Source organism: Ruegeria profundi, assembly GCF_049800715.1.
Classification (GTDB): Bacteria; Pseudomonadota; Alphaproteobacteria; order Rhodobacterales; family Rhodobacteraceae; genus Ruegeria; species Ruegeria profundi_A.
On sequence record NZ_JBNAFO010000008.1, the window covers coordinates 222,597 to 249,008 of the forward strand.

At 57.0% G+C, this 26,412-nt stretch carries 23 protein-coding genes; 18 read left to right on the forward strand and 5 right to left on the reverse strand.

From position 1 onward, the window contains the following. The first annotated feature begins 58 nt into the window (after positions 1–58). The 18 genes from ACP15L_RS14540 to ACP15L_RS14625 all read left to right on the forward strand — a co-directional run bounded on the left by ACP15L_RS14540 (position 59) and on the right by ACP15L_RS14625 (position 20,699). Positions 59–2,092 (forward strand): FAD-dependent oxidoreductase, encoded by a 2,034-nt coding sequence (locus ACP15L_RS14540; RefSeq protein WP_425084727.1) that lies wholly within the window; start codon positions 59–61, stop codon positions 2,090–2,092. A 70-nt stretch (positions 2,093–2,162) separates the two neighbouring features. Then, the gene (locus ACP15L_RS14545) at positions 2,163–3,182 is read left to right on the forward strand and encodes a TRAP transporter substrate-binding protein (RefSeq protein WP_170681187.1); all 1,020 of its coding nucleotides are present in this window, start codon (positions 2,163–2,165) and stop codon (positions 3,180–3,182) included. Between the two features lie 57 nt (positions 3,183–3,239). Continuing rightward, the gene (locus ACP15L_RS14550) at positions 3,240–3,746 is read left to right on the forward strand and encodes a TRAP transporter small permease subunit (RefSeq protein WP_170375287.1); all 507 of its coding nucleotides are present in this window, start codon (positions 3,240–3,242) and stop codon (positions 3,744–3,746) included. Then, positions 3,743–5,095: a TRAP transporter large permease gene (locus tag ACP15L_RS14555; RefSeq protein ID WP_425084728.1), complete on the forward strand. Its 1,353-nt coding sequence runs from the start codon at positions 3,743–3,745 to the stop codon at positions 5,093–5,095. The genes ACP15L_RS14550 and ACP15L_RS14555 overlap by 4 nt, the downstream gene beginning before the upstream one ends. Next, complete coding sequence (locus tag ACP15L_RS14560) at positions 5,095–6,282, forward strand: cytochrome P450 (protein ID WP_425084729.1); 1,188 nt, start codon at positions 5,095–5,097, stop codon at positions 6,280–6,282. The genes ACP15L_RS14555 and ACP15L_RS14560 overlap by 1 nt, the downstream gene beginning before the upstream one ends. Before the next feature lie 119 nt (positions 6,283–6,401). Continuing rightward, a complete protein-coding gene (gene paaZ, locus ACP15L_RS14565) occupies positions 6,402–8,432 on the forward strand; it encodes a phenylacetic acid degradation bifunctional protein PaaZ (RefSeq protein WP_425084730.1) in 2,031 nt (676 codons plus the stop codon). Between the two features lie 127 nt (positions 8,433–8,559). Beyond that, on the forward strand, positions 8,560–9,297 hold the full coding sequence (locus ACP15L_RS14570; protein WP_425084731.1) for a PaaX family transcriptional regulator C-terminal domain-containing protein: 738 nt from the start codon (positions 8,560–8,562) through the stop codon (positions 9,295–9,297). A gap of 196 nt (positions 9,298–9,493) precedes the next feature. Then, a complete protein-coding gene (gene pcaF, locus ACP15L_RS14575) occupies positions 9,494–10,696 on the forward strand; it encodes a 3-oxoadipyl-CoA thiolase (RefSeq protein WP_425084732.1) in 1,203 nt (400 codons plus the stop codon). Positions 10,697–10,711: 15 nt separating this feature from the next. Beyond that, positions 10,712–11,275, forward strand: coding sequence for a hypothetical protein (locus ACP15L_RS14580; protein ID WP_425084733.1), 564 nt, complete (start codon positions 10,712–10,714; stop codon positions 11,273–11,275). 24 nt (positions 11,276–11,299) lie between these two features. After that, positions 11,300–12,277 (forward strand): 1,2-phenylacetyl-CoA epoxidase subunit PaaA, encoded by a 978-nt coding sequence (gene paaA, locus ACP15L_RS14585; protein ID WP_425084734.1) that lies wholly within the window; start codon positions 11,300–11,302, stop codon positions 12,275–12,277. Positions 12,278–12,300: 23 nt separating this feature from the next. Then, positions 12,301–12,585: a 1,2-phenylacetyl-CoA epoxidase subunit PaaB gene (gene paaB, locus ACP15L_RS14590; protein ID WP_142639870.1), complete on the forward strand. Its 285-nt coding sequence runs from the start codon at positions 12,301–12,303 to the stop codon at positions 12,583–12,585. Continuing rightward, positions 12,585–13,343, forward strand: a complete 759-nt coding sequence (gene paaC, locus ACP15L_RS14595) for a 1,2-phenylacetyl-CoA epoxidase subunit PaaC (RefSeq protein ID WP_425084735.1) — start codon at positions 12,585–12,587, stop codon at positions 13,341–13,343. The genes paaB and paaC overlap by 1 nt, the downstream gene beginning before the upstream one ends. Positions 13,344–13,349: 6 nt before the next feature. Continuing rightward, on the forward strand, positions 13,350–13,811 hold the full coding sequence (paaD, locus tag ACP15L_RS14600; protein WP_170693273.1) for a 1,2-phenylacetyl-CoA epoxidase subunit PaaD: 462 nt from the start codon (positions 13,350–13,352) through the stop codon (positions 13,809–13,811). Positions 13,812–13,824: 13 nt separating this feature from the next. After that, complete coding sequence (locus ACP15L_RS14605; RefSeq protein WP_425084736.1) at positions 13,825–14,898, forward strand: 2Fe-2S iron-sulfur cluster-binding protein; 1,074 nt, start codon at positions 13,825–13,827, stop codon at positions 14,896–14,898. Between the two features lie 13 nt (positions 14,899–14,911). Beyond that, positions 14,912–15,673: a Phenylacetic acid catabolic protein gene (locus ACP15L_RS14610; protein ID WP_425084737.1), complete on the forward strand. Its 762-nt coding sequence runs from the start codon at positions 14,912–14,914 to the stop codon at positions 15,671–15,673. 538 nt (positions 15,674–16,211) lie between these two features. Beyond that, positions 16,212–17,183 carry a helix-turn-helix domain-containing protein gene (locus ACP15L_RS14615; protein WP_425084738.1) on the forward strand — a complete coding sequence of 324 codons (972 nt, stop codon included), beginning with the start codon at positions 16,212–16,214 and terminating at the stop codon, positions 17,181–17,183. Between the two features lie 110 nt (positions 17,184–17,293). Next, the gene (locus ACP15L_RS14620; protein WP_425084739.1) at positions 17,294–18,700 is read left to right on the forward strand and encodes an aldehyde dehydrogenase family protein; all 1,407 of its coding nucleotides are present in this window, start codon (positions 17,294–17,296) and stop codon (positions 18,698–18,700) included. A 22-nt stretch (positions 18,701–18,722) separates the two neighbouring features. Continuing rightward, positions 18,723–20,699: a tyramine oxidase gene (locus tag ACP15L_RS14625; protein WP_425084740.1), complete on the forward strand. Its 1,977-nt coding sequence runs from the start codon at positions 18,723–18,725 to the stop codon at positions 20,697–20,699. A gap of 309 nt (positions 20,700–21,008) precedes the next feature. On the opposite strand, the gene ACP15L_RS14630 is transcribed toward ACP15L_RS14625, so the two are convergent. The 5 genes from ACP15L_RS14630 to hmgA all read right to left on the reverse strand — a co-directional run. After that, positions 21,009–21,197: a DUF2783 domain-containing protein gene (locus tag ACP15L_RS14630; protein WP_170641517.1), complete on the reverse strand. Its 189-nt coding sequence runs from the start codon at positions 21,195–21,197 to the stop codon at positions 21,009–21,011. A 4-nt stretch (positions 21,198–21,201) separates the two neighbouring features. Further along, positions 21,202–22,815, reverse strand: a complete 1,614-nt coding sequence (locus ACP15L_RS14635) for an FAD-dependent oxidoreductase (protein WP_425084741.1) — start codon at positions 22,813–22,815, stop codon at positions 21,202–21,204. A 41-nt stretch (positions 22,816–22,856) separates the two neighbouring features. Then, positions 22,857–23,807 carry an MBL fold metallo-hydrolase gene (locus ACP15L_RS14640; RefSeq protein ID WP_425084742.1) on the reverse strand — a complete coding sequence of 317 codons (951 nt, stop codon included), beginning with the start codon at positions 23,805–23,807 and terminating at the stop codon, positions 22,857–22,859. A gap of 36 nt (positions 23,808–23,843) precedes the next feature. Next, positions 23,844–25,103: a fumarylacetoacetase gene (gene fahA, locus ACP15L_RS14645; protein ID WP_425084743.1), complete on the reverse strand. Its 1,260-nt coding sequence runs from the start codon at positions 25,101–25,103 to the stop codon at positions 23,844–23,846. Between the two features lie 37 nt (positions 25,104–25,140). Beyond that, positions 25,141–26,412: homogentisate 1,2-dioxygenase (hmgA, locus tag ACP15L_RS14650; protein ID WP_425084744.1), on the reverse strand; the 1,272-nt coding region annotated here is incomplete at its 5' end.

Consider the following 26,412-nt stretch of genomic DNA (forward strand, 5'->3'; position numbering starts at 1 on the left):
GAACGGTTGGTCAATATATAAACAAGACTCGAATCCAGAGCGCTTGAAGGGCACACCCATGTCTCAGACCTCACTTGTGAATGTTGAACTCAAAGGCGATGTCGCCTGGGTCACCATTGACAACCCGCCGGTCAATGCGACCTCGCAAGCGGTCCGGCAGGGGCTTGCAGATGCTGTGGATGCGGTCAAAGGCGCGCGGGTGGCCGTGTTGCGATGCGCTGGCCGGACTTTCGTCGCGGGCGGGGACATGTCCGAATTCGACAAGCCGCCGGTCGAGCCGCATTTGCCCGATGTCGTCCAAATGATCGAAGACAGCGATGTCCCTTTCGTCGCCTGTATGCACGGGAATGTTCTGGGTGGGGGACTCGAAATTGCGATGGCCTGCGCATGGCGGATTGCAGCGCCCGAAACGGGATTTGGTCTGCCAGAGGTCAATGTTGGATTGATCCCCGGCGCCGGCGGCACGCAGCGTCTGCCACGCCTTGTGGGGATGGAAGCGGCAATTGATCTGGCCTGCACAGGCAAAGTGCTGAAGGCCGAGGAGATGCTGCAGCTTGGTGCCGTCGATTTGGTGGCCGACGATCTTGAAAAGGCGGTCGAGAGATTTGTGGCCGATCTGCCGGACCGTCCTGTGCCGGTCAGCCAACGTATTGTCGCTGATTTTGCGCCGGATCTGATCGAGACCTCTCGGGCATCGCTGAAAAAGCGTGCCAAGGGGCAGCAGTCGCCGTTGGAGAACCTGACCGCGCTAACCTGGTCGCAGGAACCGTTTTCCGAAGGGCAGCCGATGGAGCGGGCGCGCCATCTGGCGCTTCGCCAAACCGCGGAAAGCCGTGCGCTGCGTTATGCGTTCTTTGCGGAACGCAGCGTATCAAAGCCCGCGCTGATCAAGGATGTCCAGCCGCGCGATATCAGCCGTATTGCTGTGGTGGGTGGCGGCTTGATGGGGGCCGGAATTGCAACCGCCGCTCTGACGGCTGGCCTGTCTGTCACGTTGATCGAGCGCGACTCCGAGGCCGCATTGGCAGCCCATGATAGGGTTGAAGGCCTGTTGAAGGGCGCGATCAAACGCGGAAAGATGACCGAGGCGCAATGCAAGGCTTGCCTGTCCCGATTTCGCGCCGTTGACAGCTATGCCGAAGCAGCCGACGCGGAATTGGCGATAGAAGCCGTGTTCGAGGACTTATCGGTCAAACAGCAGGTCTTTGCCGAATTGGCCAAGAACATGAACGCCAGTGCAATTCTTGCCACCAATACATCTTATCTGGACCCTGCAGAAATCTTTGCGGGCATCGAAAACCAGACACGGTGCATAGGGTTGCATTTCTTCAGCCCGGCTCATGTCATGAAATTGCTCGAGATCGTGCACACCCCCCAAACCGCCCCCGAAGTGGTGGCCACGGGGTTTGCACTGGGCAAGAAGCTGCGCAAGGTTTCGGTTCTGTCAGGCGTTTGCGACGGGTTCATTGGCAACCGCATGCTGGCCGCTTATCGGCGCGCAGCAGATTATCTGCTGGCAGACGGGGCGCTGCCCCATGAAATTGACCAGGCGATGCGGGATTTCGGTATGCCGATGGGGCCCTACGAGCTGCAGGATCTGACCGGGTTGCAGATCGCCTGGGCAAACCGAAAACGCAACGCTGCCACGCGCGACCCGAACGAACGCTATGTCATCATTGCCGACCAGCTATGTGAGATGGAGCGGTTTGGGCAGCGATCCGGCAAGGGCTGGTACCGGTACGAAGACGGAAATCGCAAACCGATCCGCGACCCCGAGGTTGAGGCTTTGATCGAAGGGTATTCCGCTGCGCAGGGCATTACCCGCCGGACCTTTACGGCCCAGGATATATCGTCTCGCCTTCTGGCGGTCATGGCGAATGAGGGAGCCTTGATCATCCAAGAAGGGATCGCCGAAAACGCAGAAGTCGTCGATATAGTTCAAATCCATGGCTATGGCTTTCCGCGTTGGCGCGGGGGGCCGATGAACTATCGCAAGGAAATTGGGAGTGACGTGTCCCAGTCGGTTATGCTGGCTGTGGCTAAGGAAAGTCCGGCGTCTTGGGCCATCGCGGCCCAAACTATAGCGCTTTAAAAGTGTTGATGGTTACAAAAGCAACCATTAACGCATTCAGAATGCATGTTTCACAGGGAGGAGACAGAACATGAAACTCAGCAACTTGAGCACCTTGCTGGCTTCGGCGGCACTTGCCATTTCGGGTACCGTTGCGATGGCGGCAGACTATACGCTGACTATTTCCAGCTGGGCGCCGCCGACCCATGGCATCAACGCCAAGATGTGGCCGAAATTCGTCGAAATGGTTGAAGAAGCCACCGATGGCCAAGTCACCGCCGAACTGAAACTTGGCATCGCACCGCCGCCGGCTCAGATGGACCTGATCATGGATGGGGCGGCGGATGCCTCGATCATTTTCCACGGCTACCAGCCCGGCCGTTTTGTCACCACCAAGATGATCGAACTGCCTGGATATGAGGGCTCGGCCGAGGCCGCATCGGTGGCCTATTGGCGGGCCTATGACACGCACCTGAAGGCGGCCGACGAACATCGCGGCGTCAAGGTGATCGCGTTGCATACGCATGGACCGGCCCAACTACATTCCAGCAGCCCTGTTACAACGCTGGACGAGGTGTCAGGCCTCAAGGTTCGCATCCCCGGCGGTGTTGGTGGCGATGTTGGTACAGCACTGGGCGCAACCGGTATCCAGGTGCCCGCTCCGAAAGTGTACGAAACGCTGGCTTCGAAAGCAGCCGATGGAGTCGTGATGCCATTTGAATCCCGCAAGGGCTTCAAGCTGACCGAAGTGGCGCAGAACGTGTACGAAGTTCCGGGCGGTCTGTATCGCGGTTCTTTCGCCTTCATCATGAACGAAGACACATTTGCCGATCTGCCTGCCGAGCTGCAGCAAGCGCTGGAAGAGCAAGTCTTTGGCGAGCCGCTGAGCCGTGAAATCGGTAAAATCTGGGACGAAATTGATGCCATCGGGCGCGAAGCCACCGAAGGCACAGACGGCAACGCGATCAACACCGCATCTGCCGAAGACCTGGAGAAGTTCAACGCAATTGCTGTCGATGTCCGCGCCAAGGTCATTGACGAAGTCAACGGTGCCGGGGTCGATGCTCAGGCCGCCTATGACATGATCGTCAGTGAAATGGCCGCGCAATAACGTGAGCTGGTTGGCGGTCTCGCACCGCCAACCGTTTCGAACTGGCGGGAATTCCTCATGCAATCTCTGGTATCCTTCGCGCGCCGCATCAGTGTTTTTCCGACAGTGATGGCCTGTGTGGCGCTGTTTATCCTTATGGTTATGACGTTTTGCGACGTCATTCTTCGGTCCATGTTCAACGCGCCGATCGAAGCGGCGACCGAGTTGACACGTATTCTGATGGCGATCCTTGTATTCTCGGTTCTTCCGATGATCTCGGCTGGAAAAGGTCAGATTGCAGTGGACCTGACGGACGGTTTGTTTGCGCGACTGCGCCTAAGCCGCGCCAGGGATGCGATTGTCTATCTGGTCTCGGGCATCATGCTCTTCTGGCCGATACAGCGGGTCTGGATCTTGGCTGAACGGGCGCGGGACTATGGTGATGTGACCGAGTACCTGTCGATCCCCGTGTTCTATATCGGCTGGTTCATTGCCGCGTCCGCAGCGATCACCGCCGTCGCGATGATCACGACCGGCCTTCTGCACATCTTCGCCCCCCATACTTTGTCGGAGCACCCTCAATGACTGCCGCACTGATCGGCTTTGGCCTTGTTCTTGTTCTTGTGCTTCTGCGCCTGCCGATTGTCTTTGCAATGGGCCTCGTCGGAACGCTGGGTTTTGCATACGAACGCGGAGGCAGTATTCTGTCCGAACGCGGCTTGAAAGCAGCGATGTCGATGGTGGGTCGTCAGATCACCGACACGGCGCAGGACTACGGCCTTTCGGTTATACCACTGTTTATCCTGATGGGTTTGTTCGTGAACAAAGGCGGGCTGGCGCGCGAGCTTTACGCCGTATCAAACGCGTTTCTGGGCCATTTCAAAGGCGGGATCGCAATGGCTACGGTGGCGGCCTGTGGCGGGTTTTCGGCCATCTGTGGCTCGTCCCTGGCAACGGCGGCAACGATGTCCAAGGTCGCCATGCCGGAAATGCGCCGCTATCGCTATTCGGATGAGCTGTCGACAGCCTCGATTGCGGCAGGCGGCACGCTCGGCATTCTAATCCCGCCCTCCGTGATCCTTGTTATCTATGGCCTGTTGACCGAGACATCCATCGGCAAGCTGTTTGTGGCCGGTATCATTCCCGGCGTGCTGGGTATCCTTCTGTACCTGTTTGCCGTTCGCTGGACCGTCTGGCGCAAACCCGACTCCGGACCCGCAGGAGAAAAACACGGCTGGGGCGAGAAGCTGACGGCGTTACGGTCGGTTTGGGCGGTGTTGCTGTTGTTCTTTCTGGTCATCGGCGGGCTTTACGGCGCGTTTGATTTCCATCCGCTGAACCTGACCTTCAGCCCGACCGAAGCCGCCGGCATGGGCGCCATGGGGGCGTTTCTGATCGCCTTGTCCCGCGGTGGGTTGACACTGAGTTCGACCTTCGAGGTGTTGAAAGAAACAACTTTTACCGCCGCGGCCTTGTTCTCGGTCCTGATCGGGGCTCAAATCTTTTCGAACTTCATCAACCTCGCTGGCCTGCCCGAGGCGCTGATCGGTCTGGTCACGGCTTATGACGTGGAACCGTTCGTGGTGATCCTGATGATCCTGGGCATCTACATCATCTTGGGCTGCGTGTTTGAATCCCTATCGATGCTCTTGCTAACTGTGCCGATCTTTTTCCCGCTGGTGACGTCGCTGGGCTATGATCCGATCTGGTTTGGAATCGTGGTTGTTGTCGTGACCGAGATCAGCCTGATCACCCCGCCGGTTGGTCTGAACGTATTCATCCTGAAAGGGGTGGTCGGGGACGTTTCGACCGCAACGATTTTCAGGGGTGTTACTCCATTTTGGGTCGCCGACATTTTCCGTCTGGCCCTGATCGTTCTGGTGCCCTGGCTGGTACTGGTGCTGCCCGAACATATGGGGGCGATGGGTCACTGATGTTTTCCCTGACGGCGCTTCCCGACGGGTTTCACGAGGACCCTTATCCAGCCTATGCCGCGCTGCGCGAGGATATGCCGGTTTGCCCCCAGTCCGACGGCTCGGTGATCCTGTCGCGATACGAGGATCTGGATCTAGTCTATCGGGATACGACGCGGTTTATCTCGGACAAAAAGGCGGTGTTTGAGCCCAAATACGGGGTCGACAGCCCCCTATACGAACACCACACCACAAGTCTGGTGTTCAACGATCCGCCCCTGCACACCCGCGTCCGCAAGGTGATGGTCGGAGCGATGAACCCGCGTGCCTTGGCGCAGATGGAGCCGGGATTGATCCAACTCGTCGACAGTTTGCTGGATCAGATGCAAGCCAAAGGCACAGTCGAGTTGATCGAGGATTTTGCCGGGGCGATCCCCATCGAAGTGATCGGCAACCTGTTGGGCATTCCCAGGTCCGAACGCGAACCACTTCGGGACTGGTCTCTGGCTATTCTTGGGGCTTTGGAACCACAATTGACGCCTGAGCAGGAAGAGTGGGGCAACCGCGCCGTCTCCGAATTCAAAGAATTTCTGCGCCATATCATTGAGGATCGAAAAGCCAACCTGGGCAATCCGGAAACGGATGTTCTGACACGGCTGATGCAAGACGATGCGGATGGAGGCCTAACCGACGTTGAACTGTATCAGAACTGTATCTTTATCCTGAATGCCGGGCACGAGACCACGACAAACCTGATCGGCAACGCGCTGGATCTGCTGGATCGGCACCGAGATAAACGTTCGGAATTGCTGAACAATCCCGACCTGATTGCCACGGCAGTGGACGAATTCTTGCGCCTCGAAAGCCCAAACCAGTTTGGCAATCGCCTGACCACCGAAGACGTGACACTCCACGGCCATACCATTCCGGCAGGCACGGATGTTCACCTGTGTATCGGCGCCGCCAACCGCGACCCAAGGCAGTTTGACCGGCCCGACGAAATGCTGCTGGACCGCCGCCCGAACAAGCACCACGCCTTTGCCGGTGGCCCGCACACCTGCGTCGGTCTGACTCTTGCTCGGATGGAGGGCAAGATTGCGGTCATTCGGTTTTTGAACCGCTTTTCCAACTATCAGGTCACAGAGGGCGCAAAGCGTGGTGGGCGAATTCGCTTTCGCGGGTTCGCCCAGCTTCCTGCACAGGTTTGACGTGACCGAACAAGAAAATGAGTCAGTCTTTTTATTGACCGACCGTACGGTAAATATTATAGCTACCATAACCGCGTACATAGGTCCGCGTAGATCATCTCAGGACTGAGGAGAGGCACATGACGATCCAACAGATTTCAAGTTTCGCGGCAGGTGAGTGGATCGCGCCGGGCGAAGGGGCCCGCAACATTGCCAGTGCTGTGACCGGAGAGGTGATCGCGACCGCTGGCAACACTGGCTTAGATGTACAGGGCATGTTGGACTATGCGCGCAACGTTGGTGGTCCGGCACTGCGGCAGATGACCTTTCATGAGCGCGCCAAGATGCTCAAGGCATTGTCGGTGCATTTGGGGCAGCACAAGCAGGCCCTGTACGACCTGTCATTCAACACGGGCGCGACCCAATCGGATCATCTGATCGATATCGATGGTGGGATCGGTACGATGTTCGTATTTGCCTCGAAAGGCCGCCGCGAAATGCCCGATGGTCACGTTTATCTGGATGGCGACGTCGAACAGCTGTCGCGGAATGGGACCTTTGTCGGTCAGCACATCTGCAACCCGCTGCAGGGTGTGGCGGTTCATATCAACGCGTTCAACTTTCCGGTTTGGGGCATGTTGGAGAAGCTGGCTCCGACCTTGCTGGCCGGTGTTCCAGCTATCGTCAAACCGGCGACGAATTCCTGCTACGTAACCGAATTGTGCGTGCGGTTGATGCTGGAGTCTGGCATTTTGCCTGCCGGGGCGCTCCAGCTTGTGTCGGGTGGTCTGGGTGACATGTTGGATCGCCTGACCATGCAAGACGTGGTCAGTTTTACCGGCTCGGCCGATACTGCGCTGAAACTACGGTCTAACCCCGTCATTCTGCAAAACTCCGTCCGTTTCGTGGCGGAACAGGACAGTCTGAACTGTTCGGTACTGGGCACTGACGCCCAACCGGGGACACCGGAATTTGACCTTTTCATCAAGGAAGTTCTGCGCGAGATGACCACAAAAGCGGGTCAGAAATGTACCGCGATCCGCCGGATCATTGCGCCCGAGCCGCATGTGCAGGCGGTGATCGAAGCGCTTTCCGCGCGGCTGGCAAAAACGGTTATCGGCGACCCTAGGCTTGAGACAACGCGCATGGGCGCGCTGGTCTCGAATGATCAAAAACTGGATGTACTGGAAAAGGCTGCGATCATTTGCCAAGAGGCAGAGCGTGTGTTCGGCAACCCGGATAATTTTGCCGTTGATGGCGCAGATGCCGATAAAGGGGCTTTCCTGCCGCCGATGCTGTTCCATTGCGCCGACCCGGACGCGGCACAGCGCGTTCACGACACCGAAGCTTTCGGCCCGGTCAGTACGATCATGGGGTATCGCGACACCGACCACGCGATTGAGCTGGCGAACCGGGGGCAGGGGTCTCTGGTCGCGTCGATCATTACCCACGACCCGGTTGTAGCGCGAAAATTCGCCATGGGGGCCGGGGCGTATCACGGGCGGCTCTATTTCAACAACCGCGACTCGATGAAAGAGGCCACGGGCCACGGCTCTCCCCTGCCGCATATGGTCCACGGCGGCCCCGGTCGCGCGGGTGGCGGCGAGGAGATGGGCGGTGTGCGGGGCGTGAAACACTACATGCAGCGCACCGCCATTCAGGGCTCACCTGACCTGTTGACGGCGATTGGCTCGAAATGGGTCTCGGGCGCGACCGAGATCGAAGGCCCGGCGCATCCCTTCACGCGCCGCTACCACGATCTGGCTATCGGTGAGACAATTCACACGGCGCCGCGCACCGTCACGCTCGAAGATATCGAACACTTTGCGGAATTCACCGGCGATACCTTCTATGCGCATATGGATGAGGCCGCCGCGGAACGGAATCCGTTCTTCCCGGGCCGCGTTGCGCACGGATATCTGCTGTTGTCCTTCGCCGCCGGTTTGTTTGTCGAACCGAACGAAGGTCCTGTTTTGGCCAATACAGGCTTGGATGGGTTGCGTTTCATGAAACCGGTTGTGGCCGGGGACAGCATCAAGGTGCGCCTGACCGTTAAGTCAAAGACCAAACGCAATGATCAGTATGGCGAGGTTCGCTGGCACGTCACGATGACTCAACAGGATGATGACCTTGTTGCCGAATACGAGTTGCTGACAATGGTGGCCTACTGACCGTGTCGGGCCGGATGGTAATTCGACCCGGCCCGCCTATACTGCGGCCATGAAAGACGCTTCCACAGACTGGTTCGACCATTGCGTTCGCCATTTGACCTCCGAGGGTTCTCTGCGGGTGTGGTCTGTGCTTGTCACGATCTTCGGCGATCTGGCGCAAAACAAATCCGATCAAGTAAGTGGGTCATTGATCACTGCGTTGACGAGCCTTGTGGGTATCAAGGCCGAAGCGACCCGAGTGGCGTTGCATCGATTGCGCAAAGAAGGCTGGATCGAAAGTACGCGAGTTGGTCGTGCGAGTGTCCATCGGCTTACGGACTATGGCCGCACTCAAAGTGCAGCCGCTGCGCCACGTATTTACGCCCGCGAAACGGCCAAACCAGACATCTGGCATGTGCTGATGTCGAGCAACTCGGAAACATCCAGAAAGGAATTGTCCGATCTGTTGCTGACTGGGGAATATATCTTGTTAAACCCGTCCACAGCGATGGCAGCGGGATCCATGCCGCCCGATCTGGAAGACCTGCTGGGTTTTGAGACCACAGCGATTTCAGTACCAGATTGGCTAACAGAGCTATGCGGACCAGAGTCGCTGAAAACCGCGTATGACGAGTTTTGGACATCAATCCAGGTGATCGACGATCTGCTGCCGACGACCGGTGTGGATGATCCGATGAAAACGGCAGCTCTGCGTGTCCTCCTTGTGCACAATTGGCGCCGCATCATCTTGCGACACCCGGCTTTGCCCTCGGATTTTCTGCCAAGTGACTGGAAGGAGCCCGCCTGCCGCGAGGCGGTTTCCAGGATCTTGGACAGGTTGCCCCGACCGCAACTCGCAACTTTGGAAGCAAGGTTGAGCACATAGGTTTTGGGACAAAATCCCTCCTGATATCGCGAAGGATAATGGCTTGCTTCAACAGCAAGCCGATTTCTTTTTATGTTACGAAAATGTGCAGATGAACCAAAATTTAGTAACATAATGCTTGCCTCGAATCGATGACGGCAATATAAACCGACCATACGGTCTATAATTAGACGTGAACGTCTAGGAGAATTCACAGATGGATGCATTCATTTGCGACGCGACGCGCACTCCCATAGGACGCTACGGTGGGGCATTGTCGTCGATCCGCACGGATGATCTGGCGGCCATTCCGCTGGCTGCGCTGAAAGAGCGGAACCCGCAAGTCGACTGGTCCAGCGTGGACGATGTCATCTATGGTGATGCCAATCAGGCCGGTGAAAGCAACCGGAACGTCGCCCGTATGGCGGCCTTGTTGGCTGGATTACCGATTGATGTTCCGGGGACCACAATAAATCGCCTGTGCGCCAGCGGCATGGATGCTGTCGGAATGGCCGCCCGAGGCATCAAGGCGGGTGACTATGATCTGGCGATAGCGGGTGGGGTCGAAAGCATGTCCCGTGCACCCTTTGTGATGCCCAAGGCGACATCTGCATTCACGCGCAGTAACGCGGTTTACGACACGACCATCGGCTGGCGCTTTGTGAACCCGAAGATGAAGCAGGCCTACGGCATCGATTCAATGCCCCAAACCGCTGACAACGTTGCCGACGACTATGGCATCAGCCGCGCAGATCAGGACAGTTTCGCAGCGCGTAGTCAGGCCCGATGGGCCGCCGCGCATCAAGCGGGGTTGTTCGCGGATGAGATCACTCCGGTCTCGGTTCCACAACGTAAGGGTGACCCGATAGTGGTCGATACCGATGAGCATCCCCGCCCGGGAACAACGGCCGACAAGCTGTTGGGCCTCAAGGGAGTGAACGGGCCCGACAAAACTGTCACGGCGGGCAATGCTTCCGGTGTAAACGACGGAGCCGCAGCCATTTTGATGGCGAATGAGGCGGCAGCCGCAAAGAATAGCCTTACTCCGATTGCACGGGTTGTGGGAATGTCGGTAGCTGGCGTCGCGCCGCGCATCATGGGCATTGGGCCTGTACCAGCCAGCCGCAAGGTTTTGGCGCGGGCTGGGCTAACCATAGAGCAGATGGATGTGATAGAGTTGAACGAAGCTTTTGCGTCGCAAGGGCTGGCAACACTTCGTGAACTGGGCCTTACTGACGACGCACCGCATGTGAATCCGAATGGCGGTGCCATTGCTATGGGGCACCCTTTGGGCATGTCCGGAGCGCGGCTGGTGTTGACTGCTGCGTATCAACTACGGCGGGCAGGTGGGCGGTATGCTCTTTGCACGATGTGCGTGGGTGTCGGGCAGGGCGCAGCCTTGATCCTGGAACGGGTTTGATAGTGGAGCACTGTTTTGACTGAGGCGATCCAGATAATCGACCACAGCGAACGGGTCGAGCGGCTGTTTGAGCCGTATCAAGATGTTCTCGGCAACGACTACAAGGCCTATCGAGGCCATGTTTACCGTGTGATTACATATGCCATGCACTTCCTTGGCGGCGATGACACGCATCGTGCATTGGTCGAGACGGCCTTCGTCTACCACGATATCGGACTGTGGATGAAACACGATCTGGCATATCTGGAACCATCCGAAGAACTAGCGCTGAGGGACAACGCTGAAAAGGGTTGGGGACTGGATCCAGAGCTGCTGCGCAATTCCATCCACTGGCACCACAAGGTTACACCCTACCGGGGACCGCATGCCGATGTGGTCAACGCTTGCCGAAAAGGTGACTGGATCGATGCGACAGGGGGCAAGGTGCGAAAAGGACTGTCGCGCGATCAAGTCGCCCAGGTCGAAGCCGCCATTCCCAGCTACGGATTTGCGGATGTTCTGCAGCGCTTGGCAAAAGACCTTGGTGGCTCAGCACTAAAAGGAAACATGCGGGTTCTAAGCCACGTATTCAAAATCTGATCCCATCCGAGAGGAGGAAATACGATGTACGCACAAATGGTTAAGTCTGAGGCCACAAACGATGACCCTGAAAAGCTTGCCGAGTTTCAGGCAAAGATTGACGCGGACATCAAGATCGAGCCCAAGGATTGGATGCCGCAAGGCTATCGCAAAACGCTGATCCGCCAAATCGGGCAGCACGCACATTCCGAAATCGTCGGGCAACTACCCGAAGGCAACTGGATCACCCGCGCACCCACGCTGGAACGCAAGGCGATCCTGCTGGCCAAGGTGCAGGATGAGGCCGGACACGGGCTTTACCTTTATTGCGCGGCAGAAACACTGGGCGTCAGCCGGGACGAGCTGACCGAGATGCTACTGGACGGTCGGATGAAGTATTCGTCGATCTTCAATTACCCCACGCTGAACTGGGCCGATATTGGCGCGGTCGGCTGGTTGGTCGATGGGGCCGCTATCATGAACCAGGTGCCGTTGCAGCGGACGTCCTACGGGCCGTATTCGCGTGCCATGATCCGGATCTGCAAGGAAGAAAGCTTTCACCAGCGTCAGGGTTACGATGCCATTCGCAAGATGGCCGAAGGGACGCCCGCACAGAAGAAGATGGCGCAAGATGCCCTGAACCGCTTTTGGTACCCGTCGCTGATGATGTTCGGACCTTCGGACAAGGACTCGATCCATTCGACCCAATCCATGGCTTGGAAGATCAAGATGAACACCAACGACGAGCTGCGTCAGAAATTCGTCGATCAGACCGTGCCGCAGGCCGAGTTCCTTGGGCTGACCGTCCCAGACCCGGACCTGAAATGGAACGAAGAACGCGGCCACTACGATTTCTCGGAACCCGATTGGTCCGAGTTCTTTGACGTCATCAAAGGCAACGGGCCTTGCAACACCGACCGCTTGGACGCGCGCAACAAGGCCTGGGACGACGGACAATGGGTGCGGGACGGCCTGCTGGCCCACGCCAAAAAGAAACGCGCCGGTCAAGTGGCCGCTGAATAAGCCTGACCTGAGGAGGAAACCCGATGAAAAACGAATGGCCCCTTTGGGAAGTCTTTATCCGCGGTCAGCACGGTATGAGCCACCGTCATGTCGGCTCACTGCACGCACCGGACGCGGAAATGGCGATCAAGAACGCGCGCGATGTCTACACGCGCCGCAACGAAGGCGTGTCGATTTGGGTGGTCGAAGCGAACAATATCTCGGCCTCATCCCCCAGTGACAAAGGCCCGCTATATGAGCCCAGCGAAAGCAAGGTTTACCGCCACCCGACATTCTTCGACATCCCCGATGAAGTGGGGGCGATGTGATGACCCGCGACGAAGCCTTCCTGCAGTTTCTGCTGAGAATGGGTGACAACACGCTCATCCTTGGCCACCGCGTGAGCGAGTGGTGCGGCCATGCGCCCGTGCTTGAAGAAGATATCGCATTGGCCAATACCGCGCTGGACCTGATTGGCCAAACCCAAATGTGGCTTGGCCTTGCCGGCGAAATCGACGGTGGCAAAAGCGCCGATGATCTGGCGTTCCTGCGCGATGCCTGGGATTTTCGCAATGTTTTGATGGTTGAGGTTCCGAACGAAGACTTTGGCCGGACCCTGATGCGCCAGTTCCTGTTCGATGCATGGCATTCGATCATGCTCGGGCGTCTGATCAAATCGTCAGACGACCGTGTCGCGGCCATTGCGGCCAAAGCCAGTAAGGAGGTCGCCTATCACCTGGAACGCTCTGGCGACACGGTGGTTGGCTTGGGTGACGGAACGGCGGAAAGCCACGACCGGATGCAAGCGGCGCTCGAGTATCTGTGGCCCTATGTGGGTGAGATGTTCGCCAGCGACGATGTGGATACCCAGATGGCAGCCGCTGGCATCGCCCCCAATCCCGCCGATCTGCGCGATGAATATGACGCTTTGGTTCAGCGGGTCTTGGCGGATGCGACGCTAACGATCCCAGACAGCGATTTCGCGCATCAGGGCGGGCGTACCGGGCAGATGCACACCGAACATCTGGGGCATTTACTAACCCAGATGCAATGGCTGCAACGCGCCTATCCCGGCGCAAGCTGGTAAGCCGATATGGAACGGGTGCCGACAGATCAGATATGGGACTGGCTGGATGCCGTGCCCGACCCTGAAATACCAGTCATTTCCGTGGTTGATCTGGGGATTGTACGCGATGTGTGCTGGGATGCCGGAACCTTGAAGGTGACGGTGACACCGACCTATTCCGGCTGTCCAGCAACGTCGGTCATCAGCATGGACATTGAAACCGCGCTACGGCATCACGGGATCGAAGACATCCGGATCGAAACCACAATTTCACCCGCCTGGACCACCGATTGGCTCAGCGAAAAGGGCCGTGCGCGGCTGGAAGAATACGGCATCGCCCCGCCGCAACCGGCAGGCGGCCCGGAGCGGTGCCCGCATTGTGGCAGCAAGGCGGTTGAGAAGGTCAGCCAGTTCGGCTCGACCCCGTGCAAGGCGCACTGGCGCTGCAACGACTGCCTGGAACCTTTTGACTATTTCAAGTGCATCTGAGGAGGAGCACCGGATGGCACGTTTCCACGACCTGAAGGTCACCGATATCCACAAAACGATCCGCGACGCGGTGGTCCTAACGCTGGAGCCCATGAATGGTGCCGCGCAAGAGTTTGACTTTACCGCAGGCCAATACCTGACGTTCCGCCGCGAGTTCGACGGCGAAGAACTGCGCCGGTCCTACTCGATCTGCGCGGGCAAGGACGACGGAGTTCTGCAGGTTGGCATCAAGCGCGTCGATGGCGGGGCGTTCTCGAGCTGGGCGAATTCGGAACTGAATGTCGGGGACATCGTGCAGGCAATGCCGCCGATGGGTAGCTTTCACGCTCCCATCGATGCAGATTCAGAAAAGCAATATCTCGGTTTTGCCGGTGGGTCCGGGGTGACGCCTGTTCTATCGATCCTCAAAACGACGCTCGCCCGTGAACCCCGGTCGCGGTTTACGCTGATCTATGCCAACAAAGGCATCAACACGATCATGTTCCGCGAAGAACTAGAGGACCTCAAAAACCTGTATATGGGTCGCCTTAACGTGATCCATATTCTTGAGACGGATTCCCAGGAAATCGACCTGTTCACCGGGCTGGTCACGCGGGAAAAATGCGCCGAACTGTTCAAGCACTGGGTCGACATCGAAAACGTCGATACGGCGTTCATTTGTGGTCCTGAACCCATGATGCTGGGGATCGCAGCGGCCCTGCGCGACCACGGGCTAGACGACAGCCAGATCAAATTCGAACTTTTTGCCAGCGCCCAGCCGGGTCGAGCAAAACGCAAAGCAAGTTCGGCAGATGCCGGTCGGACAGACAATCAGACCAACGCGTCCATTACGCTGGATGGGTCAACCCAGACTCTGACCATCCCCAAGGACCTGTCCATTCTGGATGCTGCTTTGGAAAACGCGTTGGACGCCCCCTATGCCTGCAAAGCCGGGGTCTGTTCGACCTGCCGCTGCAAAGTGCTGGAAGGTGAGGTCGAGATGGTCGCAAACCACGCGCTTGAGGATTACGAGGTCGAGAAGGGCTATGTGCTCAGTTGTCAGGCCTATCCGATAACGGACCGTGTGGTCGTGGATTACGATCAGTAGAGGAGAGGTAGACATGACCGATACGATGACTCTCGACAGCTATCTTGCCGCAGGCGGCGTGCTGACCAACCCTTCAAATGTTCCACCGCGCTATCGCGCTGAGTTGCTGAAACTGATGGCAACTTTTGTTGACAGTGAATTAGCAGGCGCTGCCGGTTTTGCTGACGTAATTAACCTCGGGCCGGGAATTAAAGAACGTATCGCTGCCGCGAAGATCGTGCTTGAGAAAACGGATCATGCAAATCGCGTTCTGAACATTATGGGAGAGTTTGGAGCCGACACGGAACGCTACGCAAATCATCATCCTTGGACGGCCCGGCTAAGCCGGGAAGCGGACATCGGAGCAACGCGTTCCGAACATGATATGCGCTTGGCTGTGTTCAACTATCCATTCTCAGGTTGGACGGATGCCGTGATCATGAATTTGCTCATGAGCCGCGCCGTCGCCGAACAACTGGCTGAGTATTCGACGATTTCCTACCAACCCCTGGCCGAGGCGTTCCGCTCAATTGCTCCGATCGAAGTACACCATGGTGAATTGGCGATGGAAGGCGCAATTAAGTTGATCGAACGAGGCGAAACTGAGCAAATGCAGGTTTCGATCGACTATTGGTGGCCTCGCGTCGCGGTGTCTTTCGGGGGCGACGATCCGAAACGGTTCGAGTTATTGAGATCTCTTGGTCTGAGGCGGAATAATAACAGTTCTCTGAGAGAACGCTGGAGCCAGACGATGGATGACACGCTGAAGACTTTGGGACTGAAAACGCCTTTGTGAATCGCTTGACTGGACCGAATTTGGGTCCGTCCTCTAGTCTGATGCGAGGCCCAAGTTTCTGGGATGACAAGAAAAATAGCAATGTAGGGCTGGGGTTTGTCGGACGTGGCCTGACGACTGATCGCAATGGGCCATTCGGCAACACTTCAGATTCTCGACTATCCGGGGGTTCAGAAATTCGCTCAATGGGGAATGAAAGACCAGTTGGACTATGCGAATTCACAGGCTGAAAATTTGGCTCCTAGCTATTCACAACTGAGAACGCGCCGCAACCAATTTGCCAGCCCGTGGTTAACGTCCTACCGCAAACAGTTTGGGCCGAGTTACATATAGTCCGGTGAGTACAAGCGAAATCCCTGCAATCATTCCGGTTTGTAGCCACAAGGGCCAAGTCGGCTGGTCTTCGGTCTGGACTGACGCCAAAGCCTCGGGCCTATCTCGCCAAATCCACCAGTCTTACAAATTGCAAAACGTTTTGCTGAAAACTCACATCACGGGTACTCTTTACGCCGATCCAGTCACAACAAGCCCAACACCCATGAAGCCACAACCAGATAGCGCATATTTTAAACCGCTTGTGCGGACGAATTTGCGTTCACGATCTGTAGAAGGTTTTTCTCGGGATCTGGAAAAGATCTGCGGGCAGTTTGCTGTCGAGTCCAGTTTTGCCACGCGCGGACGTATTGACGGGGATATCTCCACCTTGCCGGTCTCACGCTTTGAGACGGCAATCGTATCACTGGACGCACAAAGGGTTTTTCGGGACGAGCGTATGATCCGACAAGACCCCGGAGAGCACTTGTTTCTTCTCATCCAGGATAAGGGAAACTGCCGTATCCACCAGAATGATACATCGGTTTTGCTGGGACCGGGCGACATGTATCTGGTCGACAGCGCGAAACGCTCCGAGTTTGTTTATGACGGGATGAACTCGCGTCAGGTCTCGATCCATTTGCCACGCGACGAGATGGTCCACAGGTTCGGTGAGATCTGCACGGGCGGTATTTCGGTAGACCGAAACGACCCCCTGTTTTTCGCCATGCGTGCCGTGCTGGCCAAGATATTTACCAAGGAAGCTGCTGTAGCCCCACATTTGGGCGAAGCCTTTCTGAGCTTGTTAGGCGCGTATTTCCGCTGTGTCAGCCATCAGGAAGACCAACGCGGGCGAGAAGCAAACGCGGTCCTCTCGCGCGCTCTTCAAGTGATTGAACAGAACGCGATGGATCCTGCATTCGGACCGCAGGCATTAGCCGAAGCATTGCAGGTTTCGCCTCGGACACTTCAGCGTCATTTTGGAACCCTTGGGGAAACCGCCAGCAAACGCCTTATGACCGTGCGGCTTGAAACAGCGAAAGCCCGGCTAAAAGAGGTGCACTCTGACGTAGGGCGCGACACGATCGCTGCGGTTGCGTATGATTCCGGTTTCAACGACCTGTCGCATTTCTACAAGGTCTTTCGGGAACGATTTGGTGTCTCACCGGGGGCGGTGCGGAAGAATATGTCGTCCTAAGCCATAATATTTGGCGCAAAACCCCAAGACTCGACCGACCGGTCGGATAATAGTGCTCCCCAGCCTTGCTGCGTTCGCGCACAGGCATCGCGATTTAGGGAGGACAAGCCGTGATCGAATACGATCTGACTATCGGGGGTCAACCGGTATCTACCGCCACCAGCTTTGACGTATTTAACCCGTCAACCGGTGAAGTCGCAGGGCGTGCGCCCAACGCGACAAGCGCTGATCTGGATAATGCTGTCAAAGCTGCGAAAGTTGCTTTCGAAAGCTGGTCGGCCAAATCGGACGAAGAACTGCAGGCCGCATGCGAGGCCGTAGCGCAGAAGATCGGAGAGCATTCCGAGGAACTCGCACAGATTATTACAGCCGAACAGGGTAAGCCGCTTAACGGGCTTGGATCGCGCTGGGAAATGGGCGGGGCAGGGGCTTGGGCAGGATACACTGCCGGGCTGTCCTTACCAATGAAAGTGCTGCAAGATAACAACGAAGGCCGCGTTGAACTGCACCGCAAGCCGCTGGGCGTTGTGGGGTCGATCACCCCTTGGAACTTCCCAGTGATGATTGCGATCTGGCATATCATGCCAGCGCTGCGCACCGGCAATACTGTGGTTATCAAACCCTCGCCTCTGACCCCATTGTCGACCCTTCGCCTTGTTCAGATCATGAACGAAGTACTGCCTGCGGGCGTCGTGAACGTGATCACAAGCGACGACAAAGGCGACAATATCGGAGGGGTCATGTCGGCCCATCCCGATATCCGTAAGATTGTCTTCACTGGTTCTTGCGCTACTGGGCAAAAAGTCATGGCCTCGGCCGCGGAAACCATGAAACGCCTGACCTTGGAACTGGGGGGCAATGATGCCGGTATCGTTCTGCCCGACGCAGACCCGCAAGCGATTGCCGAAGGTTTGTTCTGGGGCGGTTTCATCAATAACGGCCAAACCTGCGCTGCGATGAAACGTCTTTATGTCCACGAAAGCATCCATGACGAGGTTTGCGACGCCCTAGTGGCCTTCGCCCGTAATATCCCGGTGGGAGATGGCATGGACGACAATGCGATCCTGGGTCCGGTCCAGAACAAGATGCAGTTTGACAAGTTCAGCCGCCTGGTGGCCGATGCGAAAGAACGTGGCCAGGTCTTGCTGGGCGGTGCGCCGGGCGACGGGCTGTTCTTCCCTCCAACGATCATCGCGGGTCTGAATAACGGCGATCCGTTGGTCGATGAAGAACAGTTCGGCCCGGCGCTGCCAATCATCAAGTATTCAGAAGTGGAAGACGCAATTGCGGCCGCCAATGACAGCCCGAACGGGTTGGGTGGCTCGGTTTGGTCGTCCGATATCGACGCCGCCAAGGCCGTTGCCAGCCGCATGGAGTGTGGCTCGGTCTGGATCAACAAACATGGCGCCATTCAACCCAATGCCCCGTTCGGCGGGGTCAAATCATCTGGCGTTGGTGTCGAATTCGCGGACGAAGGTTTGGCCGAATACACCGATATCCAAGTCGTATTCAGCTAAGAACAAGACAGGAGAGGAAGAGATGAAGATCAGAAGTATCCTTGCCACAACTGCACTGGGCGCCGTTTTCGCCGGCAGCGCTTTGGCACATCCCCTGGACGGGTTAACGCCGGACGAACTCCAGCAAATCAACACGATCCTGAAAGAAAGCGGCACCGTCACCGACGAGACACTGTACCCTTTGATCGATCTGCACGAGCCGTCGAAAGCCGAAGTTCTGGTTTGGAAAGAAGGCGAGGCACTGGATCGCAAGGCGATGGTGCAATACACCACCGACGAAGGATTCAGCGAAGCTATCGTGAACATCACGCAAGGCACCGTTGAAGAAAACTTTGCCATCGAAGGCTCGGGTCAGCCGATGGTATTGTTTGCGGAGTTCATCGGTGCACTGGAAGGGGCTTTGGGTCACCCGGATATGATCGCGGGGCTCGAAGCGCGTGGCCTGACAAATGAAGACGCGTTTTGTCTGCCGCTGACAGCAGGTAACTTCTTTACCCCCGAATTCGATGGCACCCGCCTGATGAAGGTGCCCTGTTATCAGAACCCGACGGGCTCGAACTTCTACGCAAAGCCGATCGAAGGATTGTTCGCAATCTACGACATCGGCAAGCAAGAGGTTGTCGAGGTCATCGACACCGGTGCGATCCCCCTGCCGCAAGACGCCTGGGGTTACACGGCCGAAGAGGTGGCCGAACGGGTCGAGTTGCGCCCGGAAGCCAACAAGGTTCTGCTGACGCAGGAAGGTGGCCCGAATTACACTCTGGACGGCAACCATCTGGATTGGGACATCTGGCGCATGAATCTACGCGCGGAAAAGCGTGCGGGGCTGGTCGTCTCGAACATAGATGTCAACGATCAGGGCAATTGGCGTTCGATCATCTATCAGACGCATCTGTCCGAAGTGTTTGTCCCCTATATGGACCCGACAGAGGGGTGGTACTGGCGGACCTATATGGACAGTGGCGAATATGGCTTCGGTCTGTTCCTGACGCCGTTGCGTGCGGGTGTGGATTGCCCTGAATATGCAACCTTCCTTCCTGCCGTAATCGCGGATGACGCAGGTATGCCGCTGGAAATTCCGGATGCGATCTGCATCTTCGAGCGCAACATTGGTGACCCTGCTTGGCGCCACTTTGAGATCTTTGCACAGACGCCGGACAACTTTGTACCCGCAGAGGGCCGCTCGGAAACCGAATTGGTTGTGCGCACTGCGTCAGAGGTCGGTAACTATGACTATCTGATCGACTACCGCTTCAAGCAGGACGGTCAGATGTTCATCAAGATCGGCGCAACCGGTCTGGACGCGGTCAAAGGCGTGGTTTCGACCTCGATGAATGATGAAACCGCTGCGGAAGACACCAAGTATGGCACGTTGATTGCACCGCATCTGGTTGCGGCCAACCATGACCACTATTTCAACTTCCGGATCGACTTTGACATCGACCAGCCGGTCAACCACATGGGGTTGATGGAAATCGTCCCGGCCGAAATACCTGCGGACAGCCCGCGCAAATCGATGTGGACGTGGCAGCATGTTATGCCGGACAGTGAGCTGGACGCGCGCTATCGCTTCAGCGCCTCCAAACCGCGTCACGTCCATATCTCGAACCCGCAATCGGAAGGGTATCTGGGCCACACTCCGGGCTGGATGATCCACCACGGCTCGATCGCATACGGTCCGTTCGACTTTGAAAGCGACCCGCCGTTCAAGCGCAACGCCTATATCGAGTACTCCTCGTGGACGACTGTCTATGACCAAGAGCAGCGCTATGCAGGTGGCAAATATGCGATGCAAAGCGACGGTTCTGACACGCTGGCGGAATGGGTCAAAGAGGACAAGACGCTGATGGGTCAGGATATTGTGTCCTGGTTCACCGCAGGGTTCCACCACATCCCGCGTATGGAAGACTGGCCTGTGATGTCGACCGAATGGAAGACGGTTCACATCATGCCGTTCAACTTTTTTGCACATAACCCGGCGTTGACGATCCGCGAGTGATTGATGGCAAATGAAACTAAAAGCGCGGCCTGCAATAGGCCGCCCATTCATTTTGTGTCTTCTTGTTTTCTGTTAGTTTTGCTGCATCGAATGCAGACCATTCAGGATCTGATCAGCCTACTCGATCGGTATATGATTAGAGGCGGGGGAAGGATGATGCTGTTGGCGTTGATCCGTACCAAAACGCTATCATCGTATAGCTCTTGATAGATGTGGCGCATTTCGGGCACGAGTTCGGGGTCTTTCGGGACGAAGCTGTTTCCTTGGTTCCAGTACAGCCGAAAAGTTGTCGGGCCGGCAACCAAGAGGTTAGCTTTTCTTCGCGGCCTCCAGTGCCTGTTTTAGTGTTTCTCCATCTCCGATGTGATTGGAGAGGATGAGAATGAGGCGCGCGTTTAGGGCTTCGCTTTCCTCATCCGACAGCCCTTCATGCACTGCGATGAGGTCTGCGTAAAAATCATCCGGGGAATACAAATTTGGTTCGGTAATCAGGGGCATAAGCTTATTCCTTTCCGCAGGCTTTAAGGACTGCTGAACGCAGAGCAGCTTTGTTGTAATCGCGCCATCGCGCCGCGACATGCTGATCGGGGCGGACGAGGTAGACCGCCTGGCTTTCGGAGCCAAGGTAACGCTCCGCCAATGCGTCCGAAGCTGTAAGGGACACGCTTCTGACCTTGATACCGTCGATATTGAGGCTATTCGGAACTTGGGTGTTGAGTGCCAAAACCACGAAGTCGTTTCCAAGCTGATCTAGAAGGAAGCCGTCGCCAACCGGGGCATCCTTGCATGGAGATCCTACTCTGGACGTGTCAGGACCTCCTGCGAGGTCATCTGCTCCGTTCAGGGACGAGTGATCATAGGTACAGGGCACTGACAGACGCCCCGAGTTCACCAGAGGCCGCGCAAATGTGTGGCGTTCCGCCAGGCTAAGCACAGCGTCACGGAAATTCTTGCTCACCTTCGATTTTGGTGTGATGAAATCAGTCGAACGCGTCGAATTCAGGATATTTTCATCCGCTCCGTAGATCCGTTCGTCATCATAGGTGTCCAGAAGGCTTTCTGGCGCGTTGCCGGAAATCACGAGGCCAAGTTTCCAGCCAAGGTTATCGACGTCCTGAAAGCCGGAATTCGCGCCGCGTGCCCCGAAGGGCGACACTTGATGTGCCGCGTCGCCAGCAAAAACAACGCGCCCGTGGCGGAATTTGTTCATACGCCGGCACTGGAAGGTGTAGATGGATGACCAGACCATTTCATATTCGACGTCATCGCCCAACATCGCATCCAGCCGCTTGCGGATGTTTTCCTCTTTCAACTCTTCCTTGCGATCGACATCCCAGCCGATCTGGAAGTCCACGCGCCACACGTCATCAGGTTGTTTGTGCAGCAAAGTCGAGGCGCCGGACTTAAAGTAGGGCTCGAACCAGAACCAGCGCTCTGTCGGGAACGTGTTGTTCTTCATCCGGATGTCAGCGATCAGAAAGCTGTCCTGAAAAACCCGGCCTTCAAAACCCAGATCCAGCATGTCGCGCGTTGGCGATCCAGCGCCATCGCAGGCGATCATCCAGTCCGCCTCAAGCTGGTAAGGCCCGTCCGGAGTTGTGACGGACAGAACAACATGGTCGTCCTTGACGTCTACAGCTTCGACCCGGTTCTTGCCTCGGATTTCAATCGGCGCGCCGCGTTCCTGTTCCGCGCATATCGCTTCGAAAATAAACTTTTCGAAGTAGGGCTGCTGCAAGTTGATGAAGGCAGGGTTACGATGGCCGGATTCTGGCAAGAGGTTAAACTCAAAGACCTTTCGATCATCCTGAAACACCTTCCCAACATTCCAGACCACCCCTTTTTCGAGCATCGGCGCGCCGCATCCGTAACGGTCGGCGATTTCCAGCGTTCGCTTGGCAAAGCAGATGGCGCGGCTTCCCATGCCGATCCCTTCGTGATCGTCCAGAACCAACGCCGGAATGCCCTGTCGACCAAGGTCCAGCGCGGCGGCCATGCCGATAGGGCCGCCTCCGACTATGACAACCGGGTGGCGCACCGCAACGGGCGCGTCTTGATCTTTTGATTTCTCATAAGGGTAAAGCTTGAAGGCGAGGGAATATCGGTCCTGAAGCATCGAAATACCTAGCTTGTTGAGTTCGGAGGAGATGAGTGGGTTCAGCCTTGCAACTGTTCCCACATTTCCAGATCACGTTTGTCAGTCCAGATGCGAGGGTGGGCGATCCCCCGAGCTTCGTCATAGGCACGGCTGACGTTGAATGGCAGGCAGTGCTCGTAAATCGCGTAGTCCTTGAACTTGGGATCGCAGGCGTCGCGTACGGCATCCCAGGCGTCTTTCAGGCTGCCGCCTTTCATCGCAACCTTTTTGGCGGGTTCGTAGGTGGAGTTGACAAAGTCGCGAGTGCTTTCGATGGCCCGTTCGACTGCCTCTTTGCCGATCAGCGCGCCGCCGCGCCCCGGTGCGATGGCGTCGACGTCATAGGCTTTGATATTGTCCAGCGTCTGGCCCCAATCGGCAAAGTGACCATCTCCGCAATAGCAGGCCGAGTGGTCCTCGACGATGTCGCCGGTGAACATGACGTTCTGATCAGGCACATGGATCACCGCATCGCCTGCCGTATGCGCGCGGCCGATCTGTTGGATATCCACGCGGCGGTTGCCCAGATAGACCGTCATGCTGTCGCTGAAAGTGGTGGTGGGCCAGGTCAGGCCGGGGATGCTTTCATGACCTTCGAACAGGCGTGGGAAACGCTGGAATTCGCTGTCCCAGTCCTCTTGCCCGCGTTCCACGACCATCGATCGCGCTACATCCGACATAATAACCTGCGGAGCGTTGAAGGCCGAGGCGCCCAGAACGCGCACCGCATGATAGTGCGTGAGCACAACATGGCTGATCGGCTTGTCGGTGACTTCACGCACCTTCTCGATCACTTTGTTCGCCAGACGTGGGGTGGCCTGAGCTTCGACAATCATGACGCTGTCGTCGCCTATGATGACGCCCGAATTCGGGTCACCTTCGGCGGTAAAGGCCCATAGGCCCTCGCCGATCTCATCGAAGGTAATTTTCTTTTCTGTCATATCGCCTTGCGATGCGAATGCTTTAGCCATGGGAGTCCTCCGGTGCCCGAGAGGGCGATTTTCGTGTCAGTTGCGTTTGTAAGGATCGTCGAGTGCTGCGAGGACTTGCCCCGTGCATTCGCCGAAACCGATCCGATAGCCGTCGCCTTTCGCCGCGCCCGTCAGGGTTAGGGTGTCGCCGTCTTCAACAAAGCTGCGGGTCTCACCGGTGTCGAGCATAAATGGCTCCTTGGCACCCCAGCTGAGTTCCAAAAGGGAGCCGCGATTGTGCTTTTCCGGGCCGGAAATTGTGCCCGAGCCCAGCAGATCGCCGGTATTCATCGGGCAACCGGACGTGGTGTGATGGGCCAATTGCTGAGCCGCCGAATAGTACATCTCATTGTAATTGGTTCGGGCAATGGTTGTCGCCGCCTTACCCTTGGGAGCCAACGTGACCGTAAGGTCGATGTCGTATAGCATCGGGCCACAATCCTTCAGTTGGTCCAGCAATTCGAACTCGCGCGCAGGGGTGTTGCAGCGGAATGGCTCAAGCGCAGCTTTGGTCACGATCCAGGGGCTGATCGAGGTTGCCGTGGCCTTGGCCTGGAACGGCCCCAAAGGCTGGTATTCCCAAGCCTGAATGTCGCGGGCAGACCAGTCGTTCAGCAGTACGTAGCCAAAAATGTTGTTATCCGCCTCTTGCACGGAGATCGGACCATCCGAAGGGGTTCCAACGATGGCGCCCATCTCAAGCTCAATATCGAACCGTTGCGACGGGGCAAACCGGGGCAGGGCGTCGCTTGGACCTTTCAGCTGACCCCAGGGGCGTCGGATGTCCGTGCCCGAAACAACCACTGACGATACACGACCGTTGTAACCGATTGGGATGTGCAGCCAGTTCGGGGGCAGCGCGTTTTCTGGCCCCCGGAACATGGTGCCAACGTTGAAAGCATGATGTCGACCCGCGTAGAAATCTGTGTATTCGCTAACGGCGAAAGGCATATGCATCTCGGCATCGTCTTGCGCGACGAGCAGGGGCTCAACTTTATGCTGTTCTTCGGCGTCTTCGGCCAACAGGCTAATCAGCCGGTCCCGCAATGCCGCCCACACAACCGGACCCTCTTCCATCAATGGATTCCAGAAAGGCAGATCGAAAAGAGGTTCGTTGCTCAGCACGATCAGGCCTTCGACCTCGGCGGAAGAGACGTCCAGTATCATATCGCCGATGGCCACGCCACAACGAGGTTCGCCGCCTTCGGTCGAAAAAACCCCGTAGGGCAGGTTGTTCAAGGGAAAAGGATGGGCTTCATCATTGGCCGATATCACCCAGGAGTTCATCAAAGGCATTCTATATCCAGACTTTGTCACGAGCGGATTAGTTGTTTCACTTTTTGCCGGGCGTGCCGTCGAATTTCTTTTCGATGTCTGCCCAGCAGTCAATATAGTCGTCCTGCAAAGGGGCCTCGGTTGCGGCGAAGGCAGTCAGATGCTGTGGAAAGCGGGTTTCGAACATGAAGGACATCGTGTGGTCCAGCTTGTCCGGCCCCAGATTGGCGTTTGAGGCTTTTTCGAACGCTTCGCGATCCGGACCATGCGGGATCATCATGTTGTGTAGGCTCATGCCGCCGGGAACAAAGCCCTGAGGTTTGGCGTCATACTGGCCGTAAATATTGCCCATCAGCTCGGACATGATGTTCTTGTGGTACCACGGCGGGCGGAAGGTGTCTTCGGCCACCATCCAACGTTCGCGGAACAGGACGAAGTCGATATTGGCCGTGCCTGGCTGGCCCGATGGGGCTGTCAGGACGGTGAAAATCGACGGATCCGGGTGGTCGAACAGGATCGCTCCGACAGGGCAGTAAGTGCGCAGGTCGTATTTGTAAGGTGCATAGTTGCCGTGCCATGCCACCACGTCCAGCGGGCTATGACCGATCTGAGTGACGTGGAATTGCCCGCACCATTTGATCGTCACGGTTGAGGGCACCTCTCGGTCCTCGAACGCCGCGACGGGTGCTTTGAAATCGCGCGGATTGGCCATGCAATTGGCACCGATCGGTCCGCGGCCCGGCAGTTCGAATTTCTGCCCGTAATTCTCGCAGACAAATCCGCGTGCCGGACCTTCCAGCACTTCAACACGGTAGAGCAACCCGCGCGGCAGGATCGCGATTTCCTGTGGCTCCAGATCTATGATCCCCAGCTCGGTCACAAAGCGCAGGCGGCCGTCTTGCGGTACCACCAGCAGCTCGGAATCGGCCGAGAAGAAATAGTCATCCACCATCGAGTCGGTGACCAGATAGACATGGCTGGCCATGCCGACCTGCGTGTTCACATCCCCCGCCGTCGTCATGGTGCGCATTCCGGTCAACCAGCTCAAAGGGGCGTCAGAATGCGGAACCGGGTCCCAGCGATACTGGCCCAGGCTGATCACATCCGGGTCGATACAAGGCGCGGATTTCCAATAGGGCAGGTCGATTTTCTCATAGCGATGCGAATGCTTGACTGACGGGCGAATGCGATAGCACCACGTCCGCTCGGGTGGGTTGGCGGTGAAGGCCGTGCCGCTGAGCTGTTCGCCGTAGAGGCCATAGTTGCAGCGCTGCGGGCTGTTCATGCCCTGCGGTAGCGCGCCAGGCAAAGCCTCGGTCTCAAAGTCATT